This window comes from Conexibacter sp. CPCC 206217, from assembly GCF_030646165.1.
GTDB lineage: Bacteria > Actinomycetota > Thermoleophilia > Solirubrobacterales > Solirubrobacteraceae > Conexibacter.
The window spans coordinates 440288-464060 of record NZ_JAUTDO010000001.1 but is presented as its reverse complement, the minus strand read 5'-3'; the positions used below and the strand labels follow the sequence as shown (position 1 = coordinate 464060).

28 protein-coding genes are annotated in these 23773 nt (G+C 71.6%); 17 read left to right on the top strand and 11 right to left on the bottom strand.

Translation table 11 applies throughout. The annotated features are described in order from the left end of the window. Nucleotides 1-213: 213 nt before the first annotated feature. On the bottom strand, nucleotides 214-555 hold the full coding sequence (locus Q7L65_RS02235; RefSeq protein WP_304718586.1) for a helix-turn-helix domain-containing protein: 342 nt from the start codon (nucleotides 553-555) through the stop codon (nucleotides 214-216). Between Q7L65_RS02235 and Q7L65_RS02230 the strand changes: the two genes are divergently transcribed. Then, nucleotides 542-1093, top strand: coding sequence for a hypothetical protein (locus Q7L65_RS02230; RefSeq protein ID WP_304718585.1), 552 nt, complete (start codon nucleotides 542-544; stop codon nucleotides 1091-1093). The genes Q7L65_RS02235 and Q7L65_RS02230 overlap by 14 nt on opposite strands. Here Q7L65_RS02230 and Q7L65_RS02225 read toward each other — a convergent pair. The 4 genes from Q7L65_RS02225 to Q7L65_RS02210 are packed head-to-tail and all read right to left on the bottom strand — an operon-like array spanning nucleotide 1090 to nucleotide 3579. After that, nucleotides 1090-1752 (bottom strand): HAD family phosphatase, encoded by a 663-nt coding sequence (locus Q7L65_RS02225; RefSeq protein WP_304718584.1) that lies wholly within the window; start codon nucleotides 1750-1752, stop codon nucleotides 1090-1092. The two genes, Q7L65_RS02230 and Q7L65_RS02225, sit on opposite strands and share 4 nt — an antisense overlap. Then, nucleotides 1749-2630 (bottom strand): hypothetical protein, encoded by an 882-nt coding sequence (locus Q7L65_RS02220; protein ID WP_304718583.1) that lies wholly within the window; start codon nucleotides 2628-2630, stop codon nucleotides 1749-1751. Before Q7L65_RS02220 ends, Q7L65_RS02225 begins: the two co-directional genes overlap by 4 nt. Next, nucleotides 2627-3100, bottom strand: coding sequence for an FxsA family protein (locus Q7L65_RS02215; RefSeq protein ID WP_304718582.1), 474 nt, complete (start codon nucleotides 3098-3100; stop codon nucleotides 2627-2629). The genes Q7L65_RS02220 and Q7L65_RS02215 overlap by 4 nt, the downstream gene beginning before the upstream one ends. 59 nt (nucleotides 3101-3159) lie before the next feature. Then, complete coding sequence (locus Q7L65_RS02210; RefSeq protein WP_304718581.1) at nucleotides 3160-3579, bottom strand: lipid asymmetry maintenance protein MlaB; 420 nt, start codon at nucleotides 3577-3579, stop codon at nucleotides 3160-3162. A 53-nt stretch (nucleotides 3580-3632) separates the two neighbouring features. Here Q7L65_RS02210 and Q7L65_RS02205 point away from each other — a divergent pair, with 53 nt between their 5' ends. Both Q7L65_RS02205 and Q7L65_RS02200 read left to right on the top strand, forming a co-directional pair. Beyond that, nucleotides 3633-3932: a metal-sulfur cluster assembly factor gene (locus Q7L65_RS02205; RefSeq protein ID WP_304718580.1), complete on the top strand. Its 300-nt coding sequence runs from the start codon at nucleotides 3633-3635 to the stop codon at nucleotides 3930-3932. 140 nt (nucleotides 3933-4072) lie between these two features. Next, a complete protein-coding gene (locus Q7L65_RS02200) occupies nucleotides 4073-5656 on the top strand; it encodes a S8 family serine peptidase (protein ID WP_304718579.1) in 1584 nt (527 codons plus the stop codon). Here the strand turns inward: Q7L65_RS02200 and Q7L65_RS02195 are convergent. Next, nucleotides 5653-7293: a wax ester/triacylglycerol synthase family O-acyltransferase gene (locus tag Q7L65_RS02195; RefSeq protein WP_304718578.1), complete on the bottom strand. Its 1641-nt coding sequence runs from the start codon at nucleotides 7291-7293 to the stop codon at nucleotides 5653-5655. The genes Q7L65_RS02200 and Q7L65_RS02195 overlap by 4 nt on opposite strands. Before the next feature lie 155 nt (nucleotides 7294-7448). On the opposite strand from Q7L65_RS02195, the gene Q7L65_RS02190 reads away from it, so the two are divergent. Then, nucleotides 7449-8372 carry a M28 family metallopeptidase gene (locus Q7L65_RS02190; RefSeq protein ID WP_304718577.1) on the top strand — a complete coding sequence of 308 codons (924 nt, stop codon included), beginning with the start codon at nucleotides 7449-7451 and terminating at the stop codon, nucleotides 8370-8372. Here Q7L65_RS02190 and lepB read toward each other — a convergent pair. Next, a complete protein-coding gene (lepB, locus tag Q7L65_RS02185; protein WP_304719129.1) occupies nucleotides 8339-8986 on the bottom strand; it encodes a signal peptidase I in 648 nt (215 codons plus the stop codon). The two genes, Q7L65_RS02190 and lepB, sit on opposite strands and share 34 nt — an antisense overlap. A gap of 46 nt (nucleotides 8987-9032) precedes the next feature. On the opposite strand from lepB, the gene Q7L65_RS02180 reads away from it, so the two are divergent. Further along, entirely contained in the window at nucleotides 9033-9992 is a 960-nt protein-coding gene (locus tag Q7L65_RS02180) for a 4-hydroxy-3-methylbut-2-enyl diphosphate reductase (RefSeq protein ID WP_304718576.1), read from the top strand. Nucleotides 9993-10021: 29 nt separating this feature from the next. Beyond that, the gene (locus Q7L65_RS02175) at nucleotides 10022-11194 is read left to right on the top strand and encodes a metallophosphoesterase (RefSeq protein WP_304718575.1); all 1173 of its coding nucleotides are present in this window, start codon (nucleotides 10022-10024) and stop codon (nucleotides 11192-11194) included. A gap of 22 nt (nucleotides 11195-11216) precedes the next feature. On the opposite strand, the gene Q7L65_RS02170 is transcribed toward Q7L65_RS02175, so the two are convergent. Further along, nucleotides 11217-11969, bottom strand: coding sequence for a redoxin domain-containing protein (locus tag Q7L65_RS02170; RefSeq protein WP_304718574.1), 753 nt, complete (start codon nucleotides 11967-11969; stop codon nucleotides 11217-11219). Between the two features lie 70 nt (nucleotides 11970-12039). Between Q7L65_RS02170 and Q7L65_RS02165 the strand changes: the two genes are divergently transcribed. The 3 genes from Q7L65_RS02165 to Q7L65_RS02155 all read left to right on the top strand — a co-directional run bounded on the left by Q7L65_RS02165 (nucleotide 12040) and on the right by Q7L65_RS02155 (nucleotide 14549). Then, on the top strand, nucleotides 12040-13473 hold the full coding sequence (locus Q7L65_RS02165) for a fenitrothion hydrolase (RefSeq protein WP_304718573.1): 1434 nt from the start codon (nucleotides 12040-12042) through the stop codon (nucleotides 13471-13473). Continuing rightward, nucleotides 13470-13628: a hypothetical protein gene (locus Q7L65_RS02160; RefSeq protein WP_304718572.1), complete on the top strand. Its 159-nt coding sequence runs from the start codon at nucleotides 13470-13472 to the stop codon at nucleotides 13626-13628. The genes Q7L65_RS02165 and Q7L65_RS02160 overlap by 4 nt, the downstream gene beginning before the upstream one ends. 135 nt (nucleotides 13629-13763) lie before the next feature. Continuing rightward, complete coding sequence (locus Q7L65_RS02155) at nucleotides 13764-14549, top strand: hypothetical protein (RefSeq protein WP_304718571.1); 786 nt, start codon at nucleotides 13764-13766, stop codon at nucleotides 14547-14549. Between the two features lie 35 nt (nucleotides 14550-14584). On the opposite strand, the gene Q7L65_RS02150 is transcribed toward Q7L65_RS02155, so the two are convergent. Continuing rightward, nucleotides 14585-15202, bottom strand: coding sequence for an SCO family protein (locus Q7L65_RS02150; protein ID WP_304718570.1), 618 nt, complete (start codon nucleotides 15200-15202; stop codon nucleotides 14585-14587). Between the two features lie 74 nt (nucleotides 15203-15276). Here Q7L65_RS02150 and moeB point away from each other — a divergent pair, with 74 nt between their 5' ends. The 8 genes from moeB (at nucleotide 15277) to Q7L65_RS02110 (ending at nucleotide 20231) form a co-directional block, all read left to right on the top strand. Further along, the gene (gene moeB, locus Q7L65_RS02145; RefSeq protein ID WP_304718569.1) at nucleotides 15277-16458 is read left to right on the top strand and encodes a molybdopterin-synthase adenylyltransferase MoeB; all 1182 of its coding nucleotides are present in this window, start codon (nucleotides 15277-15279) and stop codon (nucleotides 16456-16458) included. 13 nt (nucleotides 16459-16471) lie between these two features. Further along, nucleotides 16472-16747, top strand: a complete 276-nt coding sequence (locus Q7L65_RS02140) for a ubiquitin-like small modifier protein 1 (RefSeq protein WP_304718568.1) — start codon at nucleotides 16472-16474, stop codon at nucleotides 16745-16747. A 76-nt stretch (nucleotides 16748-16823) separates the two neighbouring features. After that, nucleotides 16824-17795, top strand: coding sequence for a PLP-dependent cysteine synthase family protein (locus Q7L65_RS02135; protein WP_304718567.1), 972 nt, complete (start codon nucleotides 16824-16826; stop codon nucleotides 17793-17795). Beyond that, nucleotides 17786-18418 carry a ferritin-like domain-containing protein gene (locus Q7L65_RS02130; RefSeq protein WP_304718566.1) on the top strand — a complete coding sequence of 211 codons (633 nt, stop codon included), beginning with the start codon at nucleotides 17786-17788 and terminating at the stop codon, nucleotides 18416-18418. Before Q7L65_RS02135 ends, Q7L65_RS02130 begins: the two co-directional genes overlap by 10 nt. Further along, nucleotides 18415-19107, top strand: coding sequence for a ferritin-like domain-containing protein (locus tag Q7L65_RS02125; protein ID WP_304718565.1), 693 nt, complete (start codon nucleotides 18415-18417; stop codon nucleotides 19105-19107). Before Q7L65_RS02130 ends, Q7L65_RS02125 begins: the two co-directional genes overlap by 4 nt. Nucleotides 19108-19221: 114 nt before the next feature. After that, entirely contained in the window at nucleotides 19222-19431 is a 210-nt protein-coding gene (locus tag Q7L65_RS02120) for a twin-arginine translocase TatA/TatE family subunit (RefSeq protein WP_304718564.1), read from the top strand. Nucleotides 19432-19465: 34 nt separating this feature from the next. After that, nucleotides 19466-19858 (top strand): M67 family metallopeptidase, encoded by a 393-nt coding sequence (locus Q7L65_RS02115; protein ID WP_304718563.1) that lies wholly within the window; start codon nucleotides 19466-19468, stop codon nucleotides 19856-19858. Between the two features lie 4 nt (nucleotides 19859-19862). Continuing rightward, nucleotides 19863-20231, top strand: coding sequence for a hypothetical protein (locus Q7L65_RS02110; protein WP_304718562.1), 369 nt, complete (start codon nucleotides 19863-19865; stop codon nucleotides 20229-20231). Between the two features lie 53 nt (nucleotides 20232-20284). On the opposite strand, the gene Q7L65_RS02105 is transcribed toward Q7L65_RS02110, so the two are convergent. Continuing rightward, nucleotides 20285-21043: a hypothetical protein gene (locus Q7L65_RS02105; RefSeq protein WP_304718561.1), complete on the bottom strand. Its 759-nt coding sequence runs from the start codon at nucleotides 21041-21043 to the stop codon at nucleotides 20285-20287. Between the two features lie 15 nt (nucleotides 21044-21058). Beyond that, nucleotides 21059-23731, bottom strand: coding sequence for a penicillin acylase family protein (locus Q7L65_RS02100; protein WP_304718560.1), 2673 nt, complete (start codon nucleotides 23729-23731; stop codon nucleotides 21059-21061). Between the last annotated feature and the right edge of the window lie 42 nt (nucleotides 23732-23773).

The window sequence follows — 23773 nt, the reverse complement described above, 5'->3', positions numbered from 1 at the left end:
GCCACCACGACTGTGCGCGTCCCCACCACCAGCGACTCCCCCGGCCGCCACGTGGGACTCGGGGACGTGCCCAACTCACGTCATCTGCTGCTGACACCTGCGTTCGTCCCCGCTGTCGAGCTTCCCATGAACGACAGCGTTCACCATGTTGGCAGCGTTCGGCTTACGACGCAAACGTCGTAAAAGAAGTTGATCAGCGGCGGCGCGACACGCTCAGTCCTCGGCCCTTGCTGCGGCCTCCGGCAGATCGGCGATCTGCTCGGCGCGGGCGAACAGCGCGGAGCAGGGCATGTCCAGTCCCGACACGAGACGCAGCAACGTGCGCGCGGTCGGGTTGCCGATCCCTGCTTCGAGCTCCCAGATCCGTCGTTGGGGGACGCCGGTCCGCAGTGAAAGCGACTCCTGTGTCAGGGTGAGTTCCTCACGACGATCGCGCAGCGCGCGGCCGAGGGCGCGCAGAAATGGGGCGGCATCCAGCACCGCGCCACCCTCGGGCGCAGCCGTCGCTTCTGCAACGACATTTACGTCATGACTTTGGATCGTGACGATTCTCACAGCTCGAAACTTTTGCCGTCTGCACCGAGCCGTACAGTCCTGCACGATCAAGTCCCCGATCTGTGACGACGTGGGAGCCCCGATGTCCCTTTGCTTCATCGAGCCGCAGAATGCCATTCGCGTAATCGCCAACTCCGTTGGGCGTGAGGCGCGTCGACAGCTGCTTGGAGAAGTCGTCCGCGCGTGGGTCGACGAGATTCCCGACACCGAGCTCGACTCGCACTACGCGAAGGCGGTCGCGGACCTCGACGAGCACGATCTGTCGATGCTCGCGGCCTGGCACGCCTCCCTGGAGGTCGGCCATCCGATCGCGAACAAGGAGTTCCTCGTCAATGTCTTCTCGTCGCTCGGCGAGAACCGGCGCGAGGCGCTGAAGATCGCCGCGGGCTTCCGCGGCGAGGAGGCGTTCGACGCCGGCGTCGCGGAGGAGCAGTCGCTCGAGATGGTGCTGCCGTTCCTGTCCGACGCCCGCTGCCGCGAGCTCGCGCAAGAGTGCGTCGAGCTGTACTGCTGGGACCGGCTCGGCTCCGAGAACTAGCGCGCCGCGCCGCTCGGCACGTTGCCGTCGAGCAGCGCCTCGACGCCGGCGATCGTCTGCTCGGTCGTCTCGAACTGGACGGCGTGCATGCCCAGCTCGCGTGCCGCCTCGCAGTTGACCTGCAGGTCGTCGACGAACAGCGTCGTCGCGGCCGGCAGCCCGAGTCTGTCGAGCAGCAGCCGGTAGATCGCCGGATCGGGCTTGCGCATGCCGACGAACGCCGAGTCGACGACCAGCTCGAAGATCTCGTCGATCGGGAGCATCGCGCGCCACAGCGGCTCCCATTCGCGCACGTTGTTGGTCAGCATCGCCATCCGGTAGCCGCGCCCGTGCAGCGCGCGCATGTACGCGAACAGCTCCTCGTTCGGGTGCAGCGCGGCGAAGAAGTCGTTGCCGAAGCCGTCGAGGTCGATCGGACGGCCGACGACGTCGCTGAGTCCCGCGTTCAGCTGCAGCACGAAGTCGCGCTCGCTCAGCGTTCCCTTCTCCAGCTCGAACAGCGGGTTCACGCCGCCGTGCAGCTCCGCCGCGCGCGCCATGCCCGCGCCGAACTGCTCCAGCGGTATCTGCTGCGCGTCCTGCAGCGCCGCGAAGGCGTGCATCAGCGGCGTCGTCAGGACGCCGCCGAAGTCGGAGACGATCGCTTCGATGCGGCTCATCTGCGCTGCAGCAGGTCGTAGCGTCCGACGCCGCGGCGCCCTTCCATCTGCCAGGTGAAGAAGGAGCAGTCGAGTCGCAGTTCGCCGAGGTCGAAGGTCGTGCCGCAGAGGGCCTGGCCGGCGCCGCGCAGCGGGCCCTCCTCGCCCTCCTCGTCGACCCACAGCTCCAGGCCGGCGCGCAGCTGGCGCCCGCTCGCGTCGAGGGCGGTCGAGAGACGCGGGTCGTCGATCGCGACCGGGTCCGCGTCGAGCAGGAAGGCGCTGACGACCTCCTCCTCGTGGCCGGCGGCGCCGCGCGGGCGCACCGAGGAGAGCGCGACGCCGAACTCGTCGTCGAGCCAGACGCCGAGCGTGCGCGACAGCTCGATCCGCTGCCAGTCGGGCGTGCCCCACGTGTGGCCGCGCTGGCCGAGGCAGTCGACCTTCCAGCTGCGCTCGCCGACGCGGACGGTCCCGCGCACGCGGCAGAGCTGCTCGTAGCCGTTGATCGCGGCGGCGCTGCTGGCGATCTCGCCCTGGCCGACTTCGGCCGGCGGGCCGAGCGCCTCGAAGCCGAGCTCGAAGCCGCCGCCGTCGCCGTCGTGGGTCACGCGCCAGGAGCGCAGCGGCTCGACGATCTCCGCGACCGCGTCACCGGCCGCGACGCGCGTCCAGTCGAGCTGCGCGACGTCGACCGCGCCGGAGGAGGAGACGTCGGCGACCTCGCCGGCGTGGAACAGCAGGACGATGCTGGTCGCGCGCGGCGGCGTGCCGTCGAGCAGGCCGAGCCGGACGCTGCCGTAGATGTCTGTCGCCGGGTCGCCGAAGGCGTACGTGACGGCGTCGCCGAATCCCTCGCCCGCGGCGGGGCGAGGCGTTTCGTGTTCGGGGCCGATCATCCGCGCAGCTGTGGGCCGGGGCGATCGACGTCGTGTGCGGTGGAGTCCACGTCGTAATCCTGCCGTGCCCGGGCGCGCGATGCTCCGCCGATGCTCGTCGCCGCCATCAGCAGCCGTCCGCGCGCGCCGCTCAGCAGCAGCTTGCGCGCCGCCACACGGGTCGGCGGCAGCAGCAGGAGCAGGCCGAAGAAGTCGCTGATGAAGCCCGGCACGATCAACATCCCGCCGCCGGCGACGACGAGCGCGCCGTCGACGACCTCGCGCGTCGGGGCCCGGCCAGCGTTGATCGCGCTGCGGAAGCGCCGCCACGCGAGCCTGCCCTGCGAACGCAGCAGCATCGTGCCCAGGACGGAGGAGAGGATCAGCAGGCCGATCGTCGGCAGCGCGCCGATCGCCTGGCCGACCTGGATGATCACGTACAGCTCCGCGATCGGAACCAGGATCAAGAGCAGCAGGAGCAGGATGAACATCGTGCTTGACAGGCTACCCGTGCCGGAGCAGGGCGGACAGGGGGCTGGCCGTACCGGCGCTACGCGTGTGCGAGTCGCAGCCGCGCGGCGGTCGCCGCGAGGCTCGACGGCATCCGCGCCGTCGGGCGCTCGACGTCCACGCCCGGCAGGCGGTCGAGGCCGACCAGTTCGATCAGCGCGACGATCTGCGGCTGCGCGCTGCGCAGCTCGACGTTGCGGCCGCTCGCGCGCAGGCGGCGCGCCAGCATCACGAAGTCGAGCATCAGCGAGGCGTCGGCCCAGGTCAGCTCGGCGAGGTCGATCACGACATCCGCCGGCGCCTTGATCGCGCGCGCCAACGCGGGGCGGCGCCGTGCCTGCGTCGCGCGGTCCTCGTCGCCGGAGCAGCGCAGCGTGGGCGGGTGTTCGACGTAGTCGACGATGCGCGCGAACCTAACGAAACCTTCACGTCCCGTGCAACTACATAAGTGGACTCTCACGTTGGTCGACCGCGCGCGCGAGCGCTCGGGAGGGGTCGGCTAGACTCACTTGCGTGCCGACCACGATCGAAGAAGTCAACGACGCGCTGTCCAACGTGATCGACCCGGAGCTTGGTCTCGACTTCGTCGAGCTGGGCCTCGTGTACGACGTCGAGGTCGACGGCGGGACCGTCAACATCACCTTCACGCTGACGACGCCCGCGTGCCCGATCGGCCCGCAGGTGAGCGAGCAGATGATCGAGTTCGTCGGTGAGCTCGACGAGGTCGAAGAGGTCAACCCGAAGATGGTCTTCTCGCCGCCGTGGTCTCCGGACCGGATGAGCGAAGACGCGAAGTTCGCGCTCGGGTTCTAGTCGGAGCTCGCGCACGCGGCCGCGTCGCGGGCCTCGTCCTCCTCGCCGGCGCCGCGTTCAGCGCGCCGGCTGCGGCCGCTGACCAACCCTCCACCGGCCGCGTCCTCGTCCTGACGAAGCCGCACGCCGGCGGGCCGCTCGTGCGCGCCGCGCTCGCCGGCTCCGGCACCGGCGCGCGTCACGCCGGCCCTGACGTACCCCAGATCGGCCTCGTGACCGTGCGCCCGCGCCGCGGCGAGGACGCCGCGCACGCCGCCCGTCGGCTCGCCGCGCAGCCGGGCGTCGAGTCCGCGCAGCCGGAGCTGCGGATGCGCCTGCGCGAGCTGGCGGACGATCCCGCGCTGACGCTGCCCGACCCGTTCGCCGGCACGCCCGCCTCGCCGCTGCCGGCGCAGACGCCGCTGGCCTGGCCGCTGCTGCGAGAGGGCTTCCCGAGCGCGTGGGACGTGACGCGCGGCGAGCGCGCGCTCGTCGGCGTGATCGACACCGGCGTCGACGCGACCCATCCGGAGCTGTCGCCGAAGGTCGACGCGCTCGTCGACCAGCAGTGGACGCTCTCGCAGGGGCCGGCAGGAGTCGACGCGGACGGCCACGGGACACACGTCGCCTCGATCGCCTGCGCCGTGACGGGCAACGGCGCCGGGATCGCCGGCGCCGGCCACGACTGCCGGCTGGTGGTCGAGAAGACCGACCTCAGCGACGCCTCGATCGCCGCCGCGCTCGTCGACGCGACCGACCGCGGCGTGCACGCGATCAACATGAGCTTCGGCGACGACGGCAGCCGGCCCGCGAGCGTCGCGATCAAGCGCGCGCTGCAGTACGCCGCGGAGCGCGACGTCGTGCTCGTCGCGGCCGCCGCCGACGAGCCGGTGCGCGAGCAGGGCGATCCCTCCAACGTGCTGCAGCCGAGCGGGACCGGACCCGACATCGGCGCCGGCATCGGCCTCAGCGTGACCGCCGCGGCGTACGACGGCGAGCGCGCGCCGTTCGCCGGCTACGGCTCGCAGATCTCGCTCGCCGCCTACGGGACGACGGGCGCGCCCGGATCCCGACCGCGCGGGATCGTTGGCGCGTTCCCCGCGAACCCGACGCGCTACGAGCAGGACGCCGCGCATCCCTGCGACTGCCGCACGAGCATCGACGGCGACCCGCGCTACGGCTACCTCGCCGGCACGTCGATGGCGGCGCCGCAGGTCGCGGCGACGGCCGCGATGGTGCGCGCGCTGAACCCCGACATGAGCGGCAGAGCGGTCGTCACGCTGCTGAAGCGGACCGCGCGCCGCGGCCCCGGCGGCGGCTGGAACCGCGACCTCGGCTGGGGGATCCTCGACGCCGAGCGCGCGCTCGCCAGCGCCCGCACGACCGACCTGCGCGCGCCGCTCTCGCACGTCAGCGCGAATCCGGTCGCCGGCGCGATCGAGCTGCGCTGGAGCGCGAGCGACGAGGCGCCCGACGGTGTCGTCGCGTCCGGCCTCGCGTCGGTCGGGCTGGTCGCGGTGCGGCTGCGCGACCGCCACGTCGAGCTGAGCGTGCGGCTGCGGCCGCGCACGCGCACGGTCGTCTTCCGCGGCGAGCCGGGCGAGCGCTACGGCTTCGTCACGCGCGCGCTCGACCGCGCCGGCAACCGCGAGCCGCGCCCGCGCCGCTTCGACGCTGTCCTGCGGATGCCGCGCGCCACCGCGCCGTTGTCACGCAACGGCGACAGCGCCCAGCCGCGCCGCTAGCTTCTCCCGTTGCCGTTCCCGTTCGGCGGATGACGCCGTCTGGCGCGCATCGCGGCACCGGGACCGTCGGGACGCGAGACCGGACCGCGTGGGAGCAGTTGCGGTTCCTCTGTCGTGGGCGCAACCGTCGCCGCAGCAGGCACCGGGGGCACCGTTTCGGCAGCTGCTCTTCCACGTCTCGCTCTCGCACCGTCGGTCACCGCCCCGACGACCGCTTTCGCCCCCGCGGCGCGCGCCAGCTTCGCCTGCGCGGCGCGTCTCAGCTCCGCCAGGCCGTCGGCGATGCCGTCGGCGATCATGTCGATGTCGGGCAGCGCGTCGTAGTCGCCGAGCAGGCCGAAGTTGACGCCGCCGTTGTACGACATGATCGCGATCGCGAGGCTGTGGTTCTTCGGCAGGAACGCGACGGGGAAGAGGTCCTGCAGCTCGCGGCCGAGCACGTAGAGCGGGAACTGCGGGCCGGGGACGTTCGTCGTGAGGATGTTGAAGAGGCGCGTCGAGAACTGGATCCGCGACGCCTGCGCGAGCACGGTCGGCGGCGCCAGTTGCTGCACGTCGGCGAGCACCTTCGCGCCGACCGCCTGCTTGGACTCCTTCAGCCCGTCCATCGCCTCCTTGACGAAGCGCAGCCGCGCGACCGGGTCCTTGATGTAGACGGGCAGCGGCCCGCGCATCAGCACGATCTGGTTGCCGAGCTGGTTTCTGTCGCCCTCGGCGCGGATCGAGACCGGCACGAGCGCGCGCAGCTCCAGACCCTCGGTGCGCACGCCGCGCGAGCGCAGCCAGCTGCCGAGCGCGCCCGAGATGACAGCCAGCACGACGTCGTTGACGGTCGCGTCGAAGGCGCTCTTGACGAAGCGGAAGTCGGCCAGCTGGTTGCGCACGATCGCGTAGCGGCGGTGCGGGCCGATCGGGACGTTGAGCGGCGTCTCGGGCGCGGGGTTGAGACCGGCCCAGACGATCTCGCCGATCCCCTCCGCGGCCTCTCTCAGCGCATCGACGGCGCTGCCCGGATGGGTCGCCGCCTCCAGCGCCTTCGCGGCTATGTCGAACGCCGTCCGCGCCAGCCCCGCGACGCCCGCGGCGACCAGCTCGGCGCTCGTCGGCTCCGGCCGCGGCTGCCAGTTCTCCGGCTCGCCGTCGAGCGCGGGCGGCACCGGCTGCAGGTCGAACAGCACCGTCGCGAGGTCGACGCCGGAGACGCCGTCGACGAGCGCGTGGTGCGTCTTGAAGATCAGCGCGAAGCGGTTGTTCTCGAGCCCCTCGACGAACCAGCACTCCCACAGCGGCTTGGAGCGGTCCAGCTGCTGGGAGCCGATCCGCGCGGCGAGCCGGTAGAGCTGCTGCTCGGTGCCGGGATGCGGCAGCGCGCTGTGGCGGACGTGGTACTCGAGGTTGAAGGTCGGGTCGTCGACCCACAGCGGGCGGCCGCTGTCGAGCGGCGGGTACGCGAGCTTCTGGCGGTAGCGCGGGACGAACCGCAGCCGGCTGCGGATGTGGTCGAGCACCGCGGAGAAGGGCGGGGGCGGCCCCTCGAAGATCGTGACCGCGCCGATGTGCATGTGCGACGCGGCGTCCTCCTGGTGGAGGAACGAGGCGTCCACGGCGGTCAGTCGGTCGAGGTGTTCCTGCGCCACGCGGTGATGCCTCCCCAGCAGCTCTTCTCAGTGGTCCGGAATTTCAAGCGTATCCCCGGAAGTCCTCTTACGCGAACAGGTGGCGTGTCACCAGTTCGTCACCGTGCACGGCGCGCGCGCGGCTGCGCGCCGCCCCGGCGTGACAAGCTGTGCCGATGGCAACGCGCGGACTCGGATGGGCGCTGCTGCCCGTGTTCCTCTGCGGCGCGATCGGGATCGTCGCCGCGATCATCCTGTCGGGCTCCGGCGGCGACGCCGGCGCGCGCACGACGCAAGCCGCCCGCGTCGACCGCTTCGACGGCGACCGCGCCCACGCGCTCGTCGCCGCGCAGGTCAGACGCGGGCCGCGGCCGGCCGGCTCGCCCGCGTCGCGCAGACTCGCCGCGTGGCTGCGCACGCAGCTTCCGAACGGCAGATTCGAAGCCGTGCCCGGCGGGCTGCGCAACGTCGTCGGCACGCTGCCCGGCAGCCAGCCCGCGATCGTGATCGGCGCGCACTACGACACGAAGGTGATCAGAGGCGTACCGGGCTTCGCCGGCGCCAACGACGGCGCGGGCGGGACCGCGGTCGTGCTGGAGCTGGCGCGCGCGCTGAGACGGATCAGACGCCCCGCCGGCGCGCCCGAGCTGCGCTTCGTGCTGTTCGACGGCGAGGAGTCGCCCGACGACGAGGCGGACTTCTACGCGACCGGGCTGCGCGGCAGCAAGGCGTACGCCAGCGCGCACGCCGACGAGCTGGGCGCGGCGATCGTCGTCGACTTCGTCGGCCAGCCCGACCTGAAGCTGCCGCGCGAGGGCAGCTCCGACGAGCAGACGTGGGAGGCGCTGCGCGCCGCCGCGGCGCGCGCCGGCGTCGAGCGCGTCTTCCCCGACGACACCGCCGGCGAGATCTACGACGACCACACCCCGTTCACGAGAGCGGGCGTGCAGGCGATCGACCTGATCGACTTCGACTACGACTGCTTCCACAGAGCCTGCGACAGACTCGACCAGGTCGACGTGCGCAGCCTCGACGCGACCGGCGAGGCGCTCGTCGAGCTGCTGCGTCAGAAGACGCCGATCCGCTTCGGCGGCCAGTAGGTGGCGAACGCCGTGCCGATCAGCCAGTCCTTCGGGACTGGCCCCCAGTAGCGGCTGTCGTCGGACGCGCCGCGGTTGTCGCCCATCATGTAGAAGCTGCCGTCTGGCACGGTGATCGTGCCCGGGAAGTTGCAGCCGAAGCCGCCGCCGCACGCGTTGATGAACGACTCTCTCTGGAGTCTGCCGTTGCGGATCACGTGGCCGTCGCGGATCGAGATCGTGTCGCCGCCGGTGCCGACGACGCGCTTGATGAAGGTCTGGTCGGACTCCTCGGGCGTCGGCACCGAGCACGGTCTCGCGCTGCCGTTGCCCTCGCCCTGAGCGCCGCACGTGGCCGGCTGTATGTCGGCCCCGGCCGGCGGGTGGAAGACGACGATGTCGCCGACCTTCGGGTCGCCGAAGCGCATCCCGATGCGGTTGACGAGCACGCGCTGGCCGATGTCGAGCGTCGGCTCCATCGAGCCGCTCGGGATCCGGTAGGTCTTCACGAGGAAGAGCTGGATCACGAATGCCAGCAGCAACGCGAAGATCACGATGCCGATCAGCTCGACCCACTTGTTGGTGCCGGACTTCTCTTCCTTCGGCGAGAGCCCCCCGGCGTCGTTGCGCACCATGGCCACGGGCCGAGCGTAGACGGTCGCCTACACTGTGTCGAGTCGCATGCGTCCCGCTCCCGAGAAGATCCTCCTGGCATCCCCGCGCGGCTACTGCGCCGGGGTCGACCGTGCCGTCCAGACGGTCGAGCGCGCGCTCGACTTCCACGGCGCGCCGGTCTACGTGCGCAAGGAGATCGTCCACAACAAGCACGTCGTCGAGCAGCTGCGCTCGCGCGGCGCGATCTTCGTCGACGACGAGACCGAGGTGCCCGAGGGCTCGACGGTCGTCTTCTCCGCCCACGGCGTCGCGCCGAGCGTGCACGAGAACTCCGCCGCGCGCGGCCTGAAGACGATCGACGCGACCTGCCCGCTCGTCACGAAGGTCCACCGCGAGGCCGTCAGATTCGCCTCCGACGACTACACGATCGTGCTGATCGGCCACGCCGGGCACGAAGAGGTCGAGGGCACGATGGGCGAGGCACCGGACCACATCGTGCTCGTCGAGACCGAGCAGGACGTCGCGCAGCTCGAGATCGGCGATCCGGACAAGGTCGCGTACATCTCGCAGACGACGCTGTCGGTCGACGAGACGCGCACGATCATCGCCCGCCTGCGCGAGAAGTTCCCCAACATCACCGGTCCCCGCACCGACGACATCTGCTACGCCACGACGAACCGCCAGCTGGCCGTCAAGCAGCTCGCGAGAGCGTGCGACCTGGTGCTGGTGATCGGCTCGCAGAACTCGTCCAACTCGCAACGGCTCGTGGACGTGACGCGCGAGCTGGGGACCGACTCGCACCTGATCGACCACGAGGGCCAGGTCGACGAGTCGTGGCTCGTCGACCGCAGAATCGTCGGGATCACCTCCGGCGCGAGCGCGCCCGAGGAGTTGGTGCAGCGGCTCGTCGAGTTCTTCAGAGCGCGCGGCACCGAGACGGTCGAGGAGCTGGAGGTCGTCCAGGAGGACGTCCGCTTCATGCTGCCAAAGCCGATCCGCCAGGCGATGGCGGCGCAGTCCGCCTGATCCAGCGACGCTGACGAGCCCGCGCGCCTGTGGCTGCCACGCTCGTCATCTCGGATCTGCACCTCGGCAACCGCAGCGGCAGCGACCTGCTGCGCCGGCCCGATCTGCGCGCGGCGCTGTCTGAGGCGTTGGACGGGATCGAGCGCGTCGTGCTGCTGGGCGACGCGGTCGAGCTGCGGCAGGGGCCGGCGCGGGTTGCGCTGGCGGCTTCGCGGCCGTTCTTCGAGGAGCTGGGGGCGAGTGGGGTGGCTGAAGTCGTGCTCGTACCCGGCAACCACGACCACGCGCTCGTCGCGCCGTGGCTGGAGCGGCGGCGGCGCGACGAACAGCCGCCGGCGTTGGGGCTGGAGCAGGACGCGGCGTGGGAGGACGGTGATGCGATCGCGCAGATCGCGTCGTGGCTCGCACCGGCGCGGCTGCGGCTCGCCTACCCCGGCGTCTGGCTGCGCGACGACGTCTACGCGACCCACGGCCACTACCTCGACCGCCACACCACCGTGCCGACCTTCGAGCGTCTCAGCGCGGGCGTGATGGGCCGGATCGTCGGCCGGCCGGCCGCGCACGGCGCGGGGCCCGACGACTACGAGGCGGCGCTGGCACCGATCTACGCGTGGTCATACGCGCTCGCGCAGCATGCTGGTGGCGGCGACGGCGGTGCGGGCGAGGGCGGCGCCAGCGGCGGAGCAGGCGCCCGCACGGGCGGCGCAGGGGGACGCGGTGCTGCCGGCACTCAGGGCATCAGCGTGAAGGTCTGGAGCACGCTCGCCGGCGACGGCCACCGGCCGCTGCGCCGGCGCGCGCTCGCGGCCGCCTTCCCGCTCGGCGTCGCCGCGATCAACCGCACCGGGATCGGGCCCGTGAAGGCCGACATCTCGGGCAGAGCGCTCGGCGTCGCGGGCGCGCGGGCGATGGCCGACGCCGCGACCGCGCTCGGCATCGGCGCCCCGCACGTGATCTTCGGCCACACCCACCGCGCCGGCCCGCTGCCGGGCGACGACCCGTCCGTCTGGCGCGGTGACGGACCCGTGCGGCTGCACAACACGGGCACGTGGGTCTTCGAGCGCCACTTCCTCAGCAGAGTCCCGTACCAGAGCCCATACTGGCCCGGCCGCGCGATCCGCGTCGAGCACGACTCGACCGCGCCGCCCGAGCTGCTGTCGCTGCTGGGCGAGCGGACGTGGGGGGAGCTGGCCGGGGAGTGAGCTGGGGCGGGGCCCGCGCGGGTCAGTCGGTCGGCGCGATGCCCGGCGTGAAGCAGACCGCTTCGCAGCTGACGCCGTCGCCGACTCTCAGCTCGAGCACGCCGGTCGTGTGGTGCTCGTGCTCGATCAGCGGATAGCAGCCCGGATGCGTGACGGCGATCTCGTTGCCGTTGGCGTGCACGACGCCGCTGCCGCTCAGCACCGCCCAGACGCCGCCGGCCTCGTAGGGGCCTGACCAGGCGCCGAACTGGTCGGCCGTCTGCGCCGGCAGCAGGATGCCCGGCTCGTCGGTCGCCCGCACCGGCGCGACCAGCTCGCGCTCGACGCCGAGCAGCTCCTGGATCGCCAGCTCGGTGTCGGCGTAGGCGCCCTCGCCGAAGTGGAAGTCGAACAGCCGGCTCTCTCTGTCCCACAGGTAGCGGCTCGGCCAGCCCTCGATCCCGTACGCCTCGGCGGCCTTCAGCTCCGCGTCGATCAGGACCGGGTACGTGATCCCGAGCCGCTCGACGGCCGCGCGCACCTCGTCGATGTCGGCCGACGCCTCGAAGCCGGACGCGTGGATGCCGATCACGCGCAGCCCGTCGTCGGCGTAGCGCTCGTGCCACGCCTGCAGATACGGGATCGTGCGCAGCGAGTTGACGCGGCAGAAGTCCCAGAACTCGACCAGCACGGGACGCCCGAGCTGCTTGTCCATCCGCAGCGTCGCGACGTTGACCCATCTGGCCAGGCCGGGGAAGGAAGGGGCGAGGATCTCGGCTTCTACTGGCGGGCGCATTCGGCCCGGAAGGGTAGCGCCGCGTAGAATCGCCGGTCTCGTCGGCGCCCCGCGCGGCCGGCCGCTCCCCATGATCCGCCTCTCCCGTCTCCGGCAGTTCGCTGCGCTCGTCGTCGTCGCGCTGTTGGTGCTCCCACCCGCTCCGGCCTCCGCCCACGGCCTCGTCGGCAAGGCCGACCTCCCGCTGCCGACCTGGCTGTTCGCGTGGGCTGCCGCGATCGTGCTGGTCGTCTCGTTCGCGGCACTCGGGCTGCTGTGGCCGCAGCCGCGCCTGCAGCAGCCGCGCGAGCGGCGGCTGATGCCGCTCGGGGCGTCGGCCGACGTGATCCTCGGCGCGGTCGGGATCGCGTTCTTCGTGCTGCTCGTCGTGAGCGGCTTCGCCGGCACCGAGGTGCCGACCGCGAACTTCGCTCCGACCGCCGTCTACGTCGTCTTCTGGGTCGGCCTCGTCGTCGCCTCGATGCTGTTCGGCGACGTCTTCCGCCTGCTCAGCCCCTGGCGCGCGCTCGCACGCGCGGCGGCGTGGATCACCTCGCAAGCCCGTCGTGGCAACGACGAGGAGGCCCTCCCCGAACCGCTCGCCTATCCGCGCTGGCTCGGCCACTGGCCCGCCGTGCTCACGATCGTCGCGTTCGCGTGGCTGGAGCTGGTCTCGGTCGACCGCGACACGCCGAGCCTGCTGGCGACGCTGGCGCTCGTCTACGCGGCGCTGCAGCTGATCGGCATGAGCGTCTGGGGGATCGAGCCGTGGAGCCGTCGCGGCGACGGCTTCGGCGTCTTCTTCGGCCTGTTCGCGCGCATCGCCCCGTTCGTCCGCCGCGACGGCGTCCTCCACCTGCGCCGCCCGCTCGACGGGCTGCCGTCGCTGGAGGTGCTGCCGGGAACCGTCGCGCTGCTGTGCGCGACGATCGGTTCGACGACGTTCGACGGCGCCTCCGGCGGGCCGCTGTGGACCGATCTGGCGCCGCACCTGCAGGATGTCTTCGCCGACCTCGGGATGAGCCTGACGGCGGCGGGGGAGGCGGCCTTCACGGTCGGGCTGATCGCCTGCATCCTGCTGGCCGCGCTCGTCTACCGGGTCGGGATCCTCGGCATGCGCACGGTCGACCGCGAGCGCAGCCCGCGCGAGCTGTCGCACGCATTCGCGCACACGCTCGTCCCGATCGCGCTCGCCTACGCGCTCGCCCACTACGCCTCGCTGCTGATCTACCAGGGCCAGGCGCTCGGCTTCCTGCTGTCGGACCCGCTCGGCGACGGCTCCAACCTGCTCGGCACCGCGGACTGGACGATCGACTACACGGTGATCTCCGCGACCGGGATCTGGTATCTCCAGGTGATCGTGATCGTCCTCGGACACATCGGCGCGCTCGTGCTGGCACACGACCGGGCGCTCGCCCTCTACCGTGGTGGACGCGCCGCGATCCGCTCGCAACTGTGGATGCTGGCCGTGATGGTCTCCTTCACGTGCCTCGCCCTCTGGCTGATCTCGGCGGCCAACCGATGACCGTCGTCTTCGCTCACCTCGGACACTGGTACGTGTCGATCGTCTACGCCGCGCCGGCGCTGCTGCTGGCTGGCGCGTTGGCGGTCAGCACCGTCCGTCAGCGCCGTCGCGACGCGGCCAGAAGAGCCGGCGCCGACGGCGAACACGCCAGCTGAGCTGGACATCGGCGGTTACAGTTGTCCGATTGAGGACATCTGTCACTTGCTCCCGAATCCCTGGCACGGGGAGGGAGTTTGTAACTAGATTCCCCCCCAAGTCCCATCCGCACCGCAGTACCAAGAGGAGGATGCATGTCGTTTCCCCGTTGGCGGACCCTCGCTGGGGTCACGCTGGCAGCGCTCGGCGTCACGGCGGCCTCGGCACAGGCCGCTGATCCGCCGAAGCCGGTGGACATGGTGCAGAACCTGAGAGTCACCATCTCCCCGGCGAAGTCAGGTACGTCAAGAGCGCCGAAGGCCGCGTCGATCGGCGTCACGATCCAGAGCCCGACGTCCGAGCCCGCGACGACGGAGACCGTCTCCGTCTCGTTCGGCAAGGGCGTCGAGTTCAACAACAGAGCGTTCCCGACCTGCTCGCTGCAGACGATCAACGCGAACCGCAGCCTGTCGAAGTGCCCGAGAGGGTCGATCGTCGGCAAGGGCACCGCGAGAGCGATCGGCTTCCTGAACGGCACGCGCGTTCCGGAGACGCTGAGAGTGACGGCGGTCAACAGCCCCGGCAACACGCTGCAGCTGTACGTCGCCGGCACCAACCCGCTGCCGATCGCGGCGCCGATCACCGGCAGACTGGTGAAGGCGTCCGGCAAGTACGGCTACAAGCTCAACGTGAGACTCCCGCAGGACCTGCAGGAGGTCATCCCGGGCACCGCCTGGGCGCCGCTCGTCTACTTCCACGTCGACGTCAAGGCGACGACGACGGTCAGAAGAGGCGGCAAGAGCACGAAGGTCCCGTACGTCCAGACGGTCAAGTGCCCGTCGGGCGGCTGGCCGTTCGAGGCGGCCTTCACGTTCGACCAGGCCGCGCCGTTCATCGACGGCCCGCTGAACGCGGTCTCGCCGAACCAGAAGTGCAGCTGATCTGAGGTCGTGTGAGAGCTGGGCGCCGCGGGCGCTCAGCTCTCGCGCTGCACGCGGCGCAGGTCGGCCGCGAGACCGTCGGGCGTCAGCTGGTTCGTCAGGAAGCCGACTCTCTGCTGGCCGTCGGCGCCGATCACGACCGTCGAGGCGGAGTGCTCGAAGCCCTGGCCCTGCGGCTGGATCCCGTACGCCTTCCAGATCGGCTCCAGTTGCGCGCGCGTGCCCGTGAGGAAGCGCATGCGCCCGTTCATTCTCTGCTTCACGAGGAAGTTGTCGACGTGGAACGGCGTGTCGTCTTTCGGGTCGACGCTGACCGCGATCACCGGCAGGTCCTCGCCGAGGTCGTCGAGCGCGCCGCGGATCGATTGCGCGGCCAGCGGGCAGGTGTCCTCGCAGGTCGAGTACATGAACGTCAGCACGACCGTTCTGCCGCGGTACTGGTCCATCGTCGCGAGCTTGCCGTCCTGGTCTCTGAGGCGGAAGTCGGGCACCGGCGCACCGGGCGGGCGCACGGCCCCGTGGAAGCCGGTCGGGTCGGCGCCCTTGGCGTCGGAGGCGCCGTCGCTGCCGCCGCCGAACACCACCACGCCGCCGAGCGCAGCGACGAGAATGGCGGTTGTGACGAGGAGCGTGAGGCGCAGACGGGCAGGCACGACCCAGACAGCGTAACGGGCCGCTATCCTTTCTGAAGCGATAAAAGCCGACCCCCTTTTAGGAGATTCTGCCGATGAGCCCGTCCGGAGCGGAGCTGCTCCGCAACATCAAGAGCCAGATCCACGAGGTGGATCCCGCGGCCGTGCACGAGCAGCTCGGCAACGGCACGGTTCTCGTCGACGTGCGCGAGACCGAGGAGTTCTCGGTCGGTCACCTGCCCGGTGCCAGACACGTCCCGCGTGCCTACCTCGAGTCGCGGATCGAGGGCGTGGTGCCTGACCGCGACGCCCACGTCGTGCTCTACTGCGCCTCCGGCAACCGCTCGGCGTACGCCGCGCGCACGCTGAGCGAGGACCTCGGCTACACCAACGTCGAGTCGATGACCGGCGGCATCACGCTGTGGAAGGACCGCGGCTACTCGGTCGACGTCCCGCGCACACTCACGCCCGAGCAGCGCGACCGCTACTCGCGTCACATCCTGATGTCCGAGGTCGGCACCGAGGGCCAGCTGAAGCTGCTCGACGCGAGAGTCCTGCTGCTCGGCGCCGGCGGCCTCGGCGCCCCGACCGCGCTCTACCTCGCGGCGGCCGGCATCGGCACGCTCGGGATCGTCGACAACGACACGGTCGACCTGTCGAACCTGCAGCGCCAGGTGATCCACACGCAGGACCGCGTCGGCGACCTGAAGGTCGACTCGGCCGAGGCGACGATCGCGAACCTCAACTCCGACGTCAGAGTCGTCAAGTACCCGGTCCGGCTCGACGCCTCCAACGTGATGGAGATCATCGAGGGCTACGACGTGATCGTCGACGGCCTCGACAACTTCCCCACGCGCTACCTGATCAACGACGCCAGCGTGCGGCTGAGAATCCCGGTCGTGTCGGCCTCGATCCTCGGCTTCGACGGCCAGCTGTCGGTCTTCGCCCCGTACGACGGCCCCTGCTACCGCTGCCTCTACCCGACCCCGCCGCCGGCCGACATGGCGCCGTCGTGCGGCGCCAACGGCGTGCTCGGCGTGCTGCCCGGCACGATGGGCCTGCTGCAGGCGACCGAGGTCGTCAAGCTGGTGCTCGGCGAGGGCGAGCCGCTGATCGGCCGCCTGCTGCTGTACGAAGCGCTCGGCGCGACGTTCACGGAGCTGAAGGTGCGCCGTGACCCGGACTGCCCCGTCTGCTCACGCGACCCGGAGTCGATCACCGACGACGAGATGGGCGTGTTCCCCGATTACGAGGCGTTCTGCGCCGCGGCCGGTTAGGGTTGACCGAACTATGGCAACTGTGAAGATTCCACCGGTCCTGCGCCCGTCGGTCGGCGGCGAGAAGACCGTCAGCGCTGAGGGCTCCAGCGTCGGTGAGGTGCTCAAGTCGCTCGCGAGCGACCACCCGCAGACGCAGTCGCAGCTGTTCTCCGCCGAGGGCGAGCTGAACCGCTACGTCAACGTCTACCTCAACGACGAGGACGTGCGCGTGCTCGACGGCCTGCAGACCGCTGTCGGCGAGGGCGACACGCTCGTCATCCTGCCGGCCATGGCTGGCGGCCGCTGAGGCAGGTTCTGGTGCGATCCGGGCGCTGACCGCGCCCGGATCACGCTTGCATCCCACCGCTACACTCCGTGAAGTAATGGCTTCTGAACGCCTCGAGAACAAGCCCTGCGGCGGTCGCTACGGCGACATCGTCCAAGCGATCGGCAACACGCCGCTCGTCGAGCTCAAGCGCCTCTCGCCGAAGCCCGGCGTGCGCATCTGGGCCAAGCTGGAGTCGAGCAACCCGACGGGTTCGGTCAAGGACCGCGTCGCACGCTCGCTGATCGAGGATGCGGAGGCCAGAGGCGCGATCAAGCCCGGCCAGACGATCCTCGAGCCGACCTCCGGCAACACCGGCATCTCGCTCGCGATGATCTGCAAGCGCAAGGGCTACAGACTCAAGGTCGTGATGCCCGACAACGTCACGCCGGAGCGCACGCAGCTGCTGCAGATGTACGGCGCCGAGATCGTCTACTCGGACGGCTCGAAGGGCTCCAACGGCGCCGTCGAGCTGGCGTTGCAGATGGCCGAGGGCGATCCGCAGTACTACATGCCGTACCAGTACGGCAACGAGGCGAACCCGCTCGCGCACTACAACGGCACGGCGCTGGAGATCCTCGAGGAGCTCGACGAGATCAGCGCCTTCGTCGCCGGCCTCGGCACGGGCGGCACGCTGATGGGTAACGCCCGTCGCTTCAAAGAGGTGCTCGGCGATGCCGTCAAGATCGTCGCCGCGGAGCCGATGCAGGGCGAGCCCGTGCAGGGCCTGCGCTCGCTCGACGACGGCTTCATCCCGCCGATCATCGACCTCTCGCTGCTCGACCGCAAGATCTTCGTCACCAACCGCGACGCGATCATCTGGACGCGCAAGCTGCTCGACGAGGAAGGCATCTTCGCCGGTGTCTCCTCCGGCGCGATCGCGCGTGTGGCGGTCCGCATCGCCAACGAGCTGGACGAGGGCAACGTCGTCTTCATCGTCTGCGACGACGGCTGGAAGTACCTCTCCTCCGGGATCTACACCCGGCCGGTCGACGAGATCGAGAATCTCGACTCGACCGTGTGGTGGTAGGGCCGCCCGCCCGCCCCACCAGTTCCCCTCTGCCCTCGCGCCGTAGCTTCCTGCGCGGGGCGCTCGTCGGCGTGCCGGCTGCGGCGGTCGCGGCCTCCGGCGCGGCTGCGCTCGCCGGCTGCGGCGGTGACCCGATCGACGACGACGCCGAACGGCTGTCCTCAGCGCCGCCCGGCCGCATCCCCGTCGGCGTCAGCGGCGACGCCGACCTGCTCAACGGCGCGCTCGCCGCGGAGCATCTGCAGGTCGCCGCGTACACGTCCGGCCTGCCCCTGCTGGACCCGCCCGCGCTGCTTGACGCCGAGCGCTTCCTGCAGCAGGAGCGCCGCCATGTCGAGCGGCTGCAGCAGCTGATCGCCGGCGTGGGCGCGACGCCAGTCGGCGCGCGGCCCAGCTACGACTTCGGCCTTCCGGGCACCGCCGCCGACGTGCTGCGGATACTGCACGACGTCGAGCAGGAGACGATCGCCGTCTACGTCCAGATCGTCCCGCGCCTGGCCGATCCGGTGCTGCGCGCGACCGCGGCCTCGATCGCCGCGGTGGAGGCCGAGCACGACGCCGTGCTGCTGCAGCGACTGGGCCGCTGGCCGGTCCCGACGGCGTTCGTGACGGGGGGAAGATGAGCGGGGTGGCGCGTGACGGCGGCGCGGTGAGCCGGCGCCAGCTGCTCGCGGCTGCGGCGGCGGGCGGCGCGACGGTCGCGGCGGCCGGCGGCGGGTCCGCGCTCGCGCAGGTGGGCGGCGGCACCGCGCTCGCGCAGGCTGGCGGCGGCAGGGCGCTCGCGCAGGTGGGCGGGGCGACGACGCTCGCGCAGGCCGGCGGCGACGCGACGGTGATCGCGCAGGCGCTGACGCTCGAGCAGGTGGCAATCGCCAGCTACGAGCTCGCGCTGCGCGACGGGCCGCCGGTGCCGTCGGTGCGGCGGATCCTGCGCCGCTTCGGCGCGCAGGAGCGCCAACACGCCGAGGTCTTGACGAGCGCGCTCGACACGCTCGGCGGCAGAATCCCGCCGCTGCCGCGCTCCGACGCCGAGCTGGCGCGCGCCCGCGAGCGCGCGGGGCTGAGCCTCCCGCTCGACCTGCTCGCGACCGTCGACGACGTCGCGCGCTTCGCGATCGAGCTGGAGAATGCCCAGCTGCGGCTGTATCTCGGGGCCGTGCGCGAGCTCGGCGACGGCCGCATGCTGGCGATCGCGACGCAGATCACGGCGGCCGAGGGGCAGCACGCGACGGTCCTGCGAGGGCTGCTCAGCAGCGACCCCGCAGTGGTCGTTCCGGAACCGTTCGAGACCGGTGATGCGACCATCCCGTGATCCGCGCTCGCGCGCGTTGCGCATCAGGGGTAGCATTTACAGAACCCATCCGCATCGCCCGTACGCGTCGTGACACGGCGGCGGGTGGTTCAGCTACGAAGGAGCAGAGCCCGCATGTTCTCTCAGATCGGACCGATGGAGATCATCCTCGTCCTCGTAATCGCGCTGATCATCCTCGGCCCGAAGAAGCTTCCCGAGGCCGGCAGATCGATCGGCAAGGGCATGCGAGAGTTCAAGGACTCGCTGGCCGGCGTCAACAAGGACGACGACGACGAGCGCGAGCTGACCGCCGTGCGCACCGAGCGCGAGCGCGACGTCGCCTAACGGAAGCTCCGCAGCACAGGTAGGATCGCGGGCGATGAAGATCGCCCGCGAGCTCTACGACCAGCTGATCGCCCACGCCCGTGCCGAAGCACCGAACGAGTGCTGCGGCATGATCGCGTCAGCCGACGGTTCCGCCGTCAGAATCTTTCCGGCGGAGAACACCGCCGCCAGTCCGTTGCGCTACGAGATCGACGGCAGGCAGCAGCTCGAGATCCTCGATGCGATCGAGGACGGCGGCCACGAGCTCGGTGCGATCTACCACTCGCACACGCGCACGGCGCCCGAGCCGTCGCAGACGGATATCAACCTCGCCTTCTATCCCGACTCGCTCTACGTGATCGTCGGGATCGCGAACGCCGACGCCGACGTGCGCGCCTGGAGAATCGTCGACGGCGTCGTCAGCGAAGCGCACTTGGTGGTCCAGTAGCGCGATGACCCTCCCGCCCGACGACATCGCGGGCAAGGTCAATCCCGAGTACGCGCAGGGCGAGCTGGTGCGCGTGCTCGGCGTCAGAAATCAGATAGAGGGCGAGTTCATCCAGGGGCTGCTGCTGGAGGAGGGCGTGCCGAGCATTCTGCGCCGCAGCATGGGCTTCGACGTCCCTGACTTCCTCGCCTCCGGACCGCGCGACGTGATGGTCCCGCGCTCCGGCATCTCGGCCTCGCGCGACGTGCTGCTGCAGGCGCACCTGCTGCCGACCGAGGTCCGCCGCGGGCCGTCGCCGCTGCAGTTGCTGCTGTGGATGGTCGCGGCGATCGTCGTCGTGGCGGTCGTCGCGTTCGTGATCGAGCAGTTGTAGCCGCGGCGCGAATCCGTCGCGCCCGCCGGCGGATCGGCGCCGTGCTGTCGCCGCTAGACGTAGCCGGAGGCGAGTCGCGCGAGGTGCGAGCGCCAGGCGCCCTCGGTGTGGACCAGGTCGCGTCCGCCGAACGCGTCGCGCAGCGCCTTCTCCGGACCCTCCGGATCGAGGTAGCAGGCAAGCCGCATCGCCGCCTCGGGTCCCTCCTCGCGCGCGAGCAGGTCAAGCAGCGTGCCGCCCAGCAGCGCCGCGTCGCGCAGGCTCGGCGGGAACGCCGGGCGCCCACCCTCGCGCAGCCGCCGGCCGATCGCCGGTCTGGCGTGCTCGACCTGCCCGGCGAAGAAACGCGCGGCGCCCTCCACCAGCCACGCCCAGCGCAGCCGGTGCAGCACCGCGGACGGGGTCGCGGGGGGCGGCAGGCGACGGTTGTTGGCGCCGACGACGAGGCGGGCGTAGAGCACGTCGGGCGCGCGCTGCAGCATCTCGCGCGAGCCGTCGACCTTCGAGGCGCGCTGCGACAGCGCCGCGGGGGCGAGCACGTGGATCGTGCGCGCGGTCACCGAGCCGACGACGTAGCGGCGCGCGGCGGGGGCGGTCAGCAGCCGCTCGACCGGCACGAGCGGGTGCGCGAGGTCCAGCAGCAGCGGCGATCTGTGGAAGACGACGGTGACGTCGGCGACGGTTCTGGGGAACAGCACGTCGAGCCGCACGCGCGTGCGCTCGAGCGAGTCGAGCATGCGGGCCGCGTCATCCGCGTCCGCCGTCTCGTGGCGGGCGCGGAACGAGGCCGAGATCGTCTCGTCCCAAGCCATGCGGGGGAGATGATGTCAGCGCGGCCGGTGCCGCTGCACCGTGACGACCTGCTGGAACGTCGGGCGGTTCTGCCAGGCGATCAGCGGCTGGGTGATCCCGCCGAGCGCCTGGAACGAAATCGCGTCGAAGCAGGTCTGCGACGCGGGCCGTCTCGCTCTCGTGCAGAGCGGGTCGGCGTAGAGCGTGCTCGCCGGCACCGCGAGCGCCGCGCGCAGCGACTGCTCCAGCACGGCGCGGCAGCGGGGCAGCGAGCCCCGGTGTGAGCGCGCGTCCGACTCCCCGCGTGCCGACGGCGCCGTGCCGCAGTAGGTCCGTCCGTAGCGTCCGCGCACCGGCGCTCTCAACACGGTCCGCAGGTCCTTCTGCGCGAAGCCGTACCAGCCCGTCTGGTAGGCCGAGCCGCGGTGCTCGCCGTGGCGGCCGTGCGGGGGATCGTCCTGCGGGATCGCCGCCGCGAGCTGCGCGTAGAGGCGGGTGCCGAGCAGCGGGCCGAACTGCGCGCGCAGCCAGCGCGGCCACCACGCGTCGAGGATCCGGATCGCGGCGGAGTGGGCGTAGGCGCCGCCGGGATGCGTGGCGCGGCGGTGCGCGCCGTCGCGCACCCACGCGCGCAGCTCGCCGACCGCGCGCCGCAGCTGCGGGTCGCGCGGCGTGCCGAGCACGCGCAGCGCCCACGGCAGCACCTGCGTGCCGCGCAGGTCGACGGTCGCCGCCTCCGCCATCGCGCTGACGAGCCCGCCGCGCGAGATCCCGTGCCCGCCGCGCGTGCGTCTCGCGATCGCTCTGTCGAGCGATTGCGAGCGGTAGACGGGGCCGAAGGTCTGGCCGTTGGCGGCCGTGTAGCCGGGCGCCTGCTTGTTGTTCCAGCTCGTCAGCACGTCTTGGTTGAGCGCCTGCGGGTGCTCGCCGAACGGCGTGCCGAGCCGCTTCCAGCCGAACCGCTCGCTCGTCGGCAGGTTGCCGTCGACGCCGCGCGGTCGCTGCGGGTTGAGGCCGGAGTTGAAGTACGCGATGTCGCGATCGTCGACGTAGAACCAGTTGAACGTGTAGTCGACCTGCGCGGCGGCGCGCTGGAAGCTGCGCGCGTCGCGGATCCGGCCGGGGTCGTTGAAGGCGGCGAAGCCGCGCGCGGAGTCGAGCTCGCGGTTGTAGGTCGAGCGGCGCTCGACGTAGGCGACCGGCCGCCCGCCGATCTCCGCGCGCGCGACGACGATCCCGCGCCGCGTGCGCTGCGAGCGCAGCGTGATCGAGCCGGCCGGCGTCTGGTCCGCGAAGCTCGGCGTCCACGCGTCGGTGCGCGTCAGCGTCTCCATCGGGCGGCAGCGGCCGTCGAGCCGGTAGCCGTCGCTGCGCCGCGTCGCGCGCCCGCCGCCCGGCTCGCACAACGGCAGCGCGAACGTGTCGATGATGTCCTGGCCGGCGGAGGTCGCGCTCCAGGCGTAGTCGGGTCCGCGTCCGAGCTGGACGTACATGTTGACCCCCGCGAACGCGGCGCCGGCGGCATCGATCCCCGGTCCGTGCAGCTCCTGCTCGACGAGGATCTGCGGCGAGAAGTACCCGACCTGCGGCCCGAAGACGGCGAGCGGATGCCCCGACTTCGACTGTCTCGCGGACACGACCAGCGCGTTCGACATCGCGTCGGGCAGGGCGGTGAGGAGGCCGGCGTCACTTGCGACTGCGCTCTCACCGATCTCGAGCAGCGTCCCGCGATCGGGCAGCGCGAGGCTCCCTCTCGCCTGCGCGCGCTGCGGCTGGTCGTACGGGAAGCTGCGGCCGTGGACGGTCGTCGGGGCCTCCGGGTCGTTCGAGGTGCGCCAGTCGCTCCACAGGCGCGTGCCGAGTCTGGCGCCGAAGCGGTCGCGGAAGCCCTCCAGCAGCTGCGCCTGCTCCAGTTCGCCGCCGCCGCCGTTGCCGAACGTCGCGCCGACCAGCGACGCGATCGCGACCGCATCGTCGGGCTTCCACGGCTCCGGACCGTCGGGATGTCCGCTGAAGCCGTACTCGCCCGGCATCTTCGACGGGTCGCTGCGGGCGACCGCGATGAACGCGTTGACGCCGGCGGTGTAGGCGTCGAGATCGGACAGCAGCCGCCGGCCCTCGGCGCCGTAGCGGCGCGGGAGCGCGGTCAGCTGGTCGGTCAGATCCTGCTCGCTGTAGGGCGCGGCGCGCCACTGCTCGCGGTCCATCGCGACGTTGCCGGCCGAGCCGCCGGCGAACGAGGCCAGCTGCGCGCGGCCGAGGTGGCGCAGCACGTCGATGAAGAAGAGGCGGTCCTCGGCGGCGGTGTAGCCGGCGCCGAACATCGTGCCGGCGCGCGTGGAGCCGTAGACGTGCGGCACGCCGTACCGTGCGTCGCGCACGACCGTGACGTCGTCGCGCGGGCTGTAGGTGCGCCCGACGTCGCCGGCTCTGACGCCGAAGCTCGCGTCCTTGAAGAGGTCGTTCAGCGCCGCGGGCTTGAACGCGAGCGGCGGCGGCGTCGCGACGAGGCGGGCGTAGCGGCCGAGCTGGTCGTCGTTGTGCGGCGGCCGCGCGCCGCTGCCGAGGAACGCGAGCAGCTGGTCGCGGTTGGCGGCGCCGTTGGTGCCGGGCGGCAGGATGTCGCGGAACGTCCCGTAGTCGCCTGCGCGATGCGGCGTCGGGACCGGCGGCGCGGCGAGCGCGGCGCTGGAGCCGGCCGCGAGCACGGCAGCGCCGAGCAGCAGCGGCGCGAGATGACGGAGGCGGCG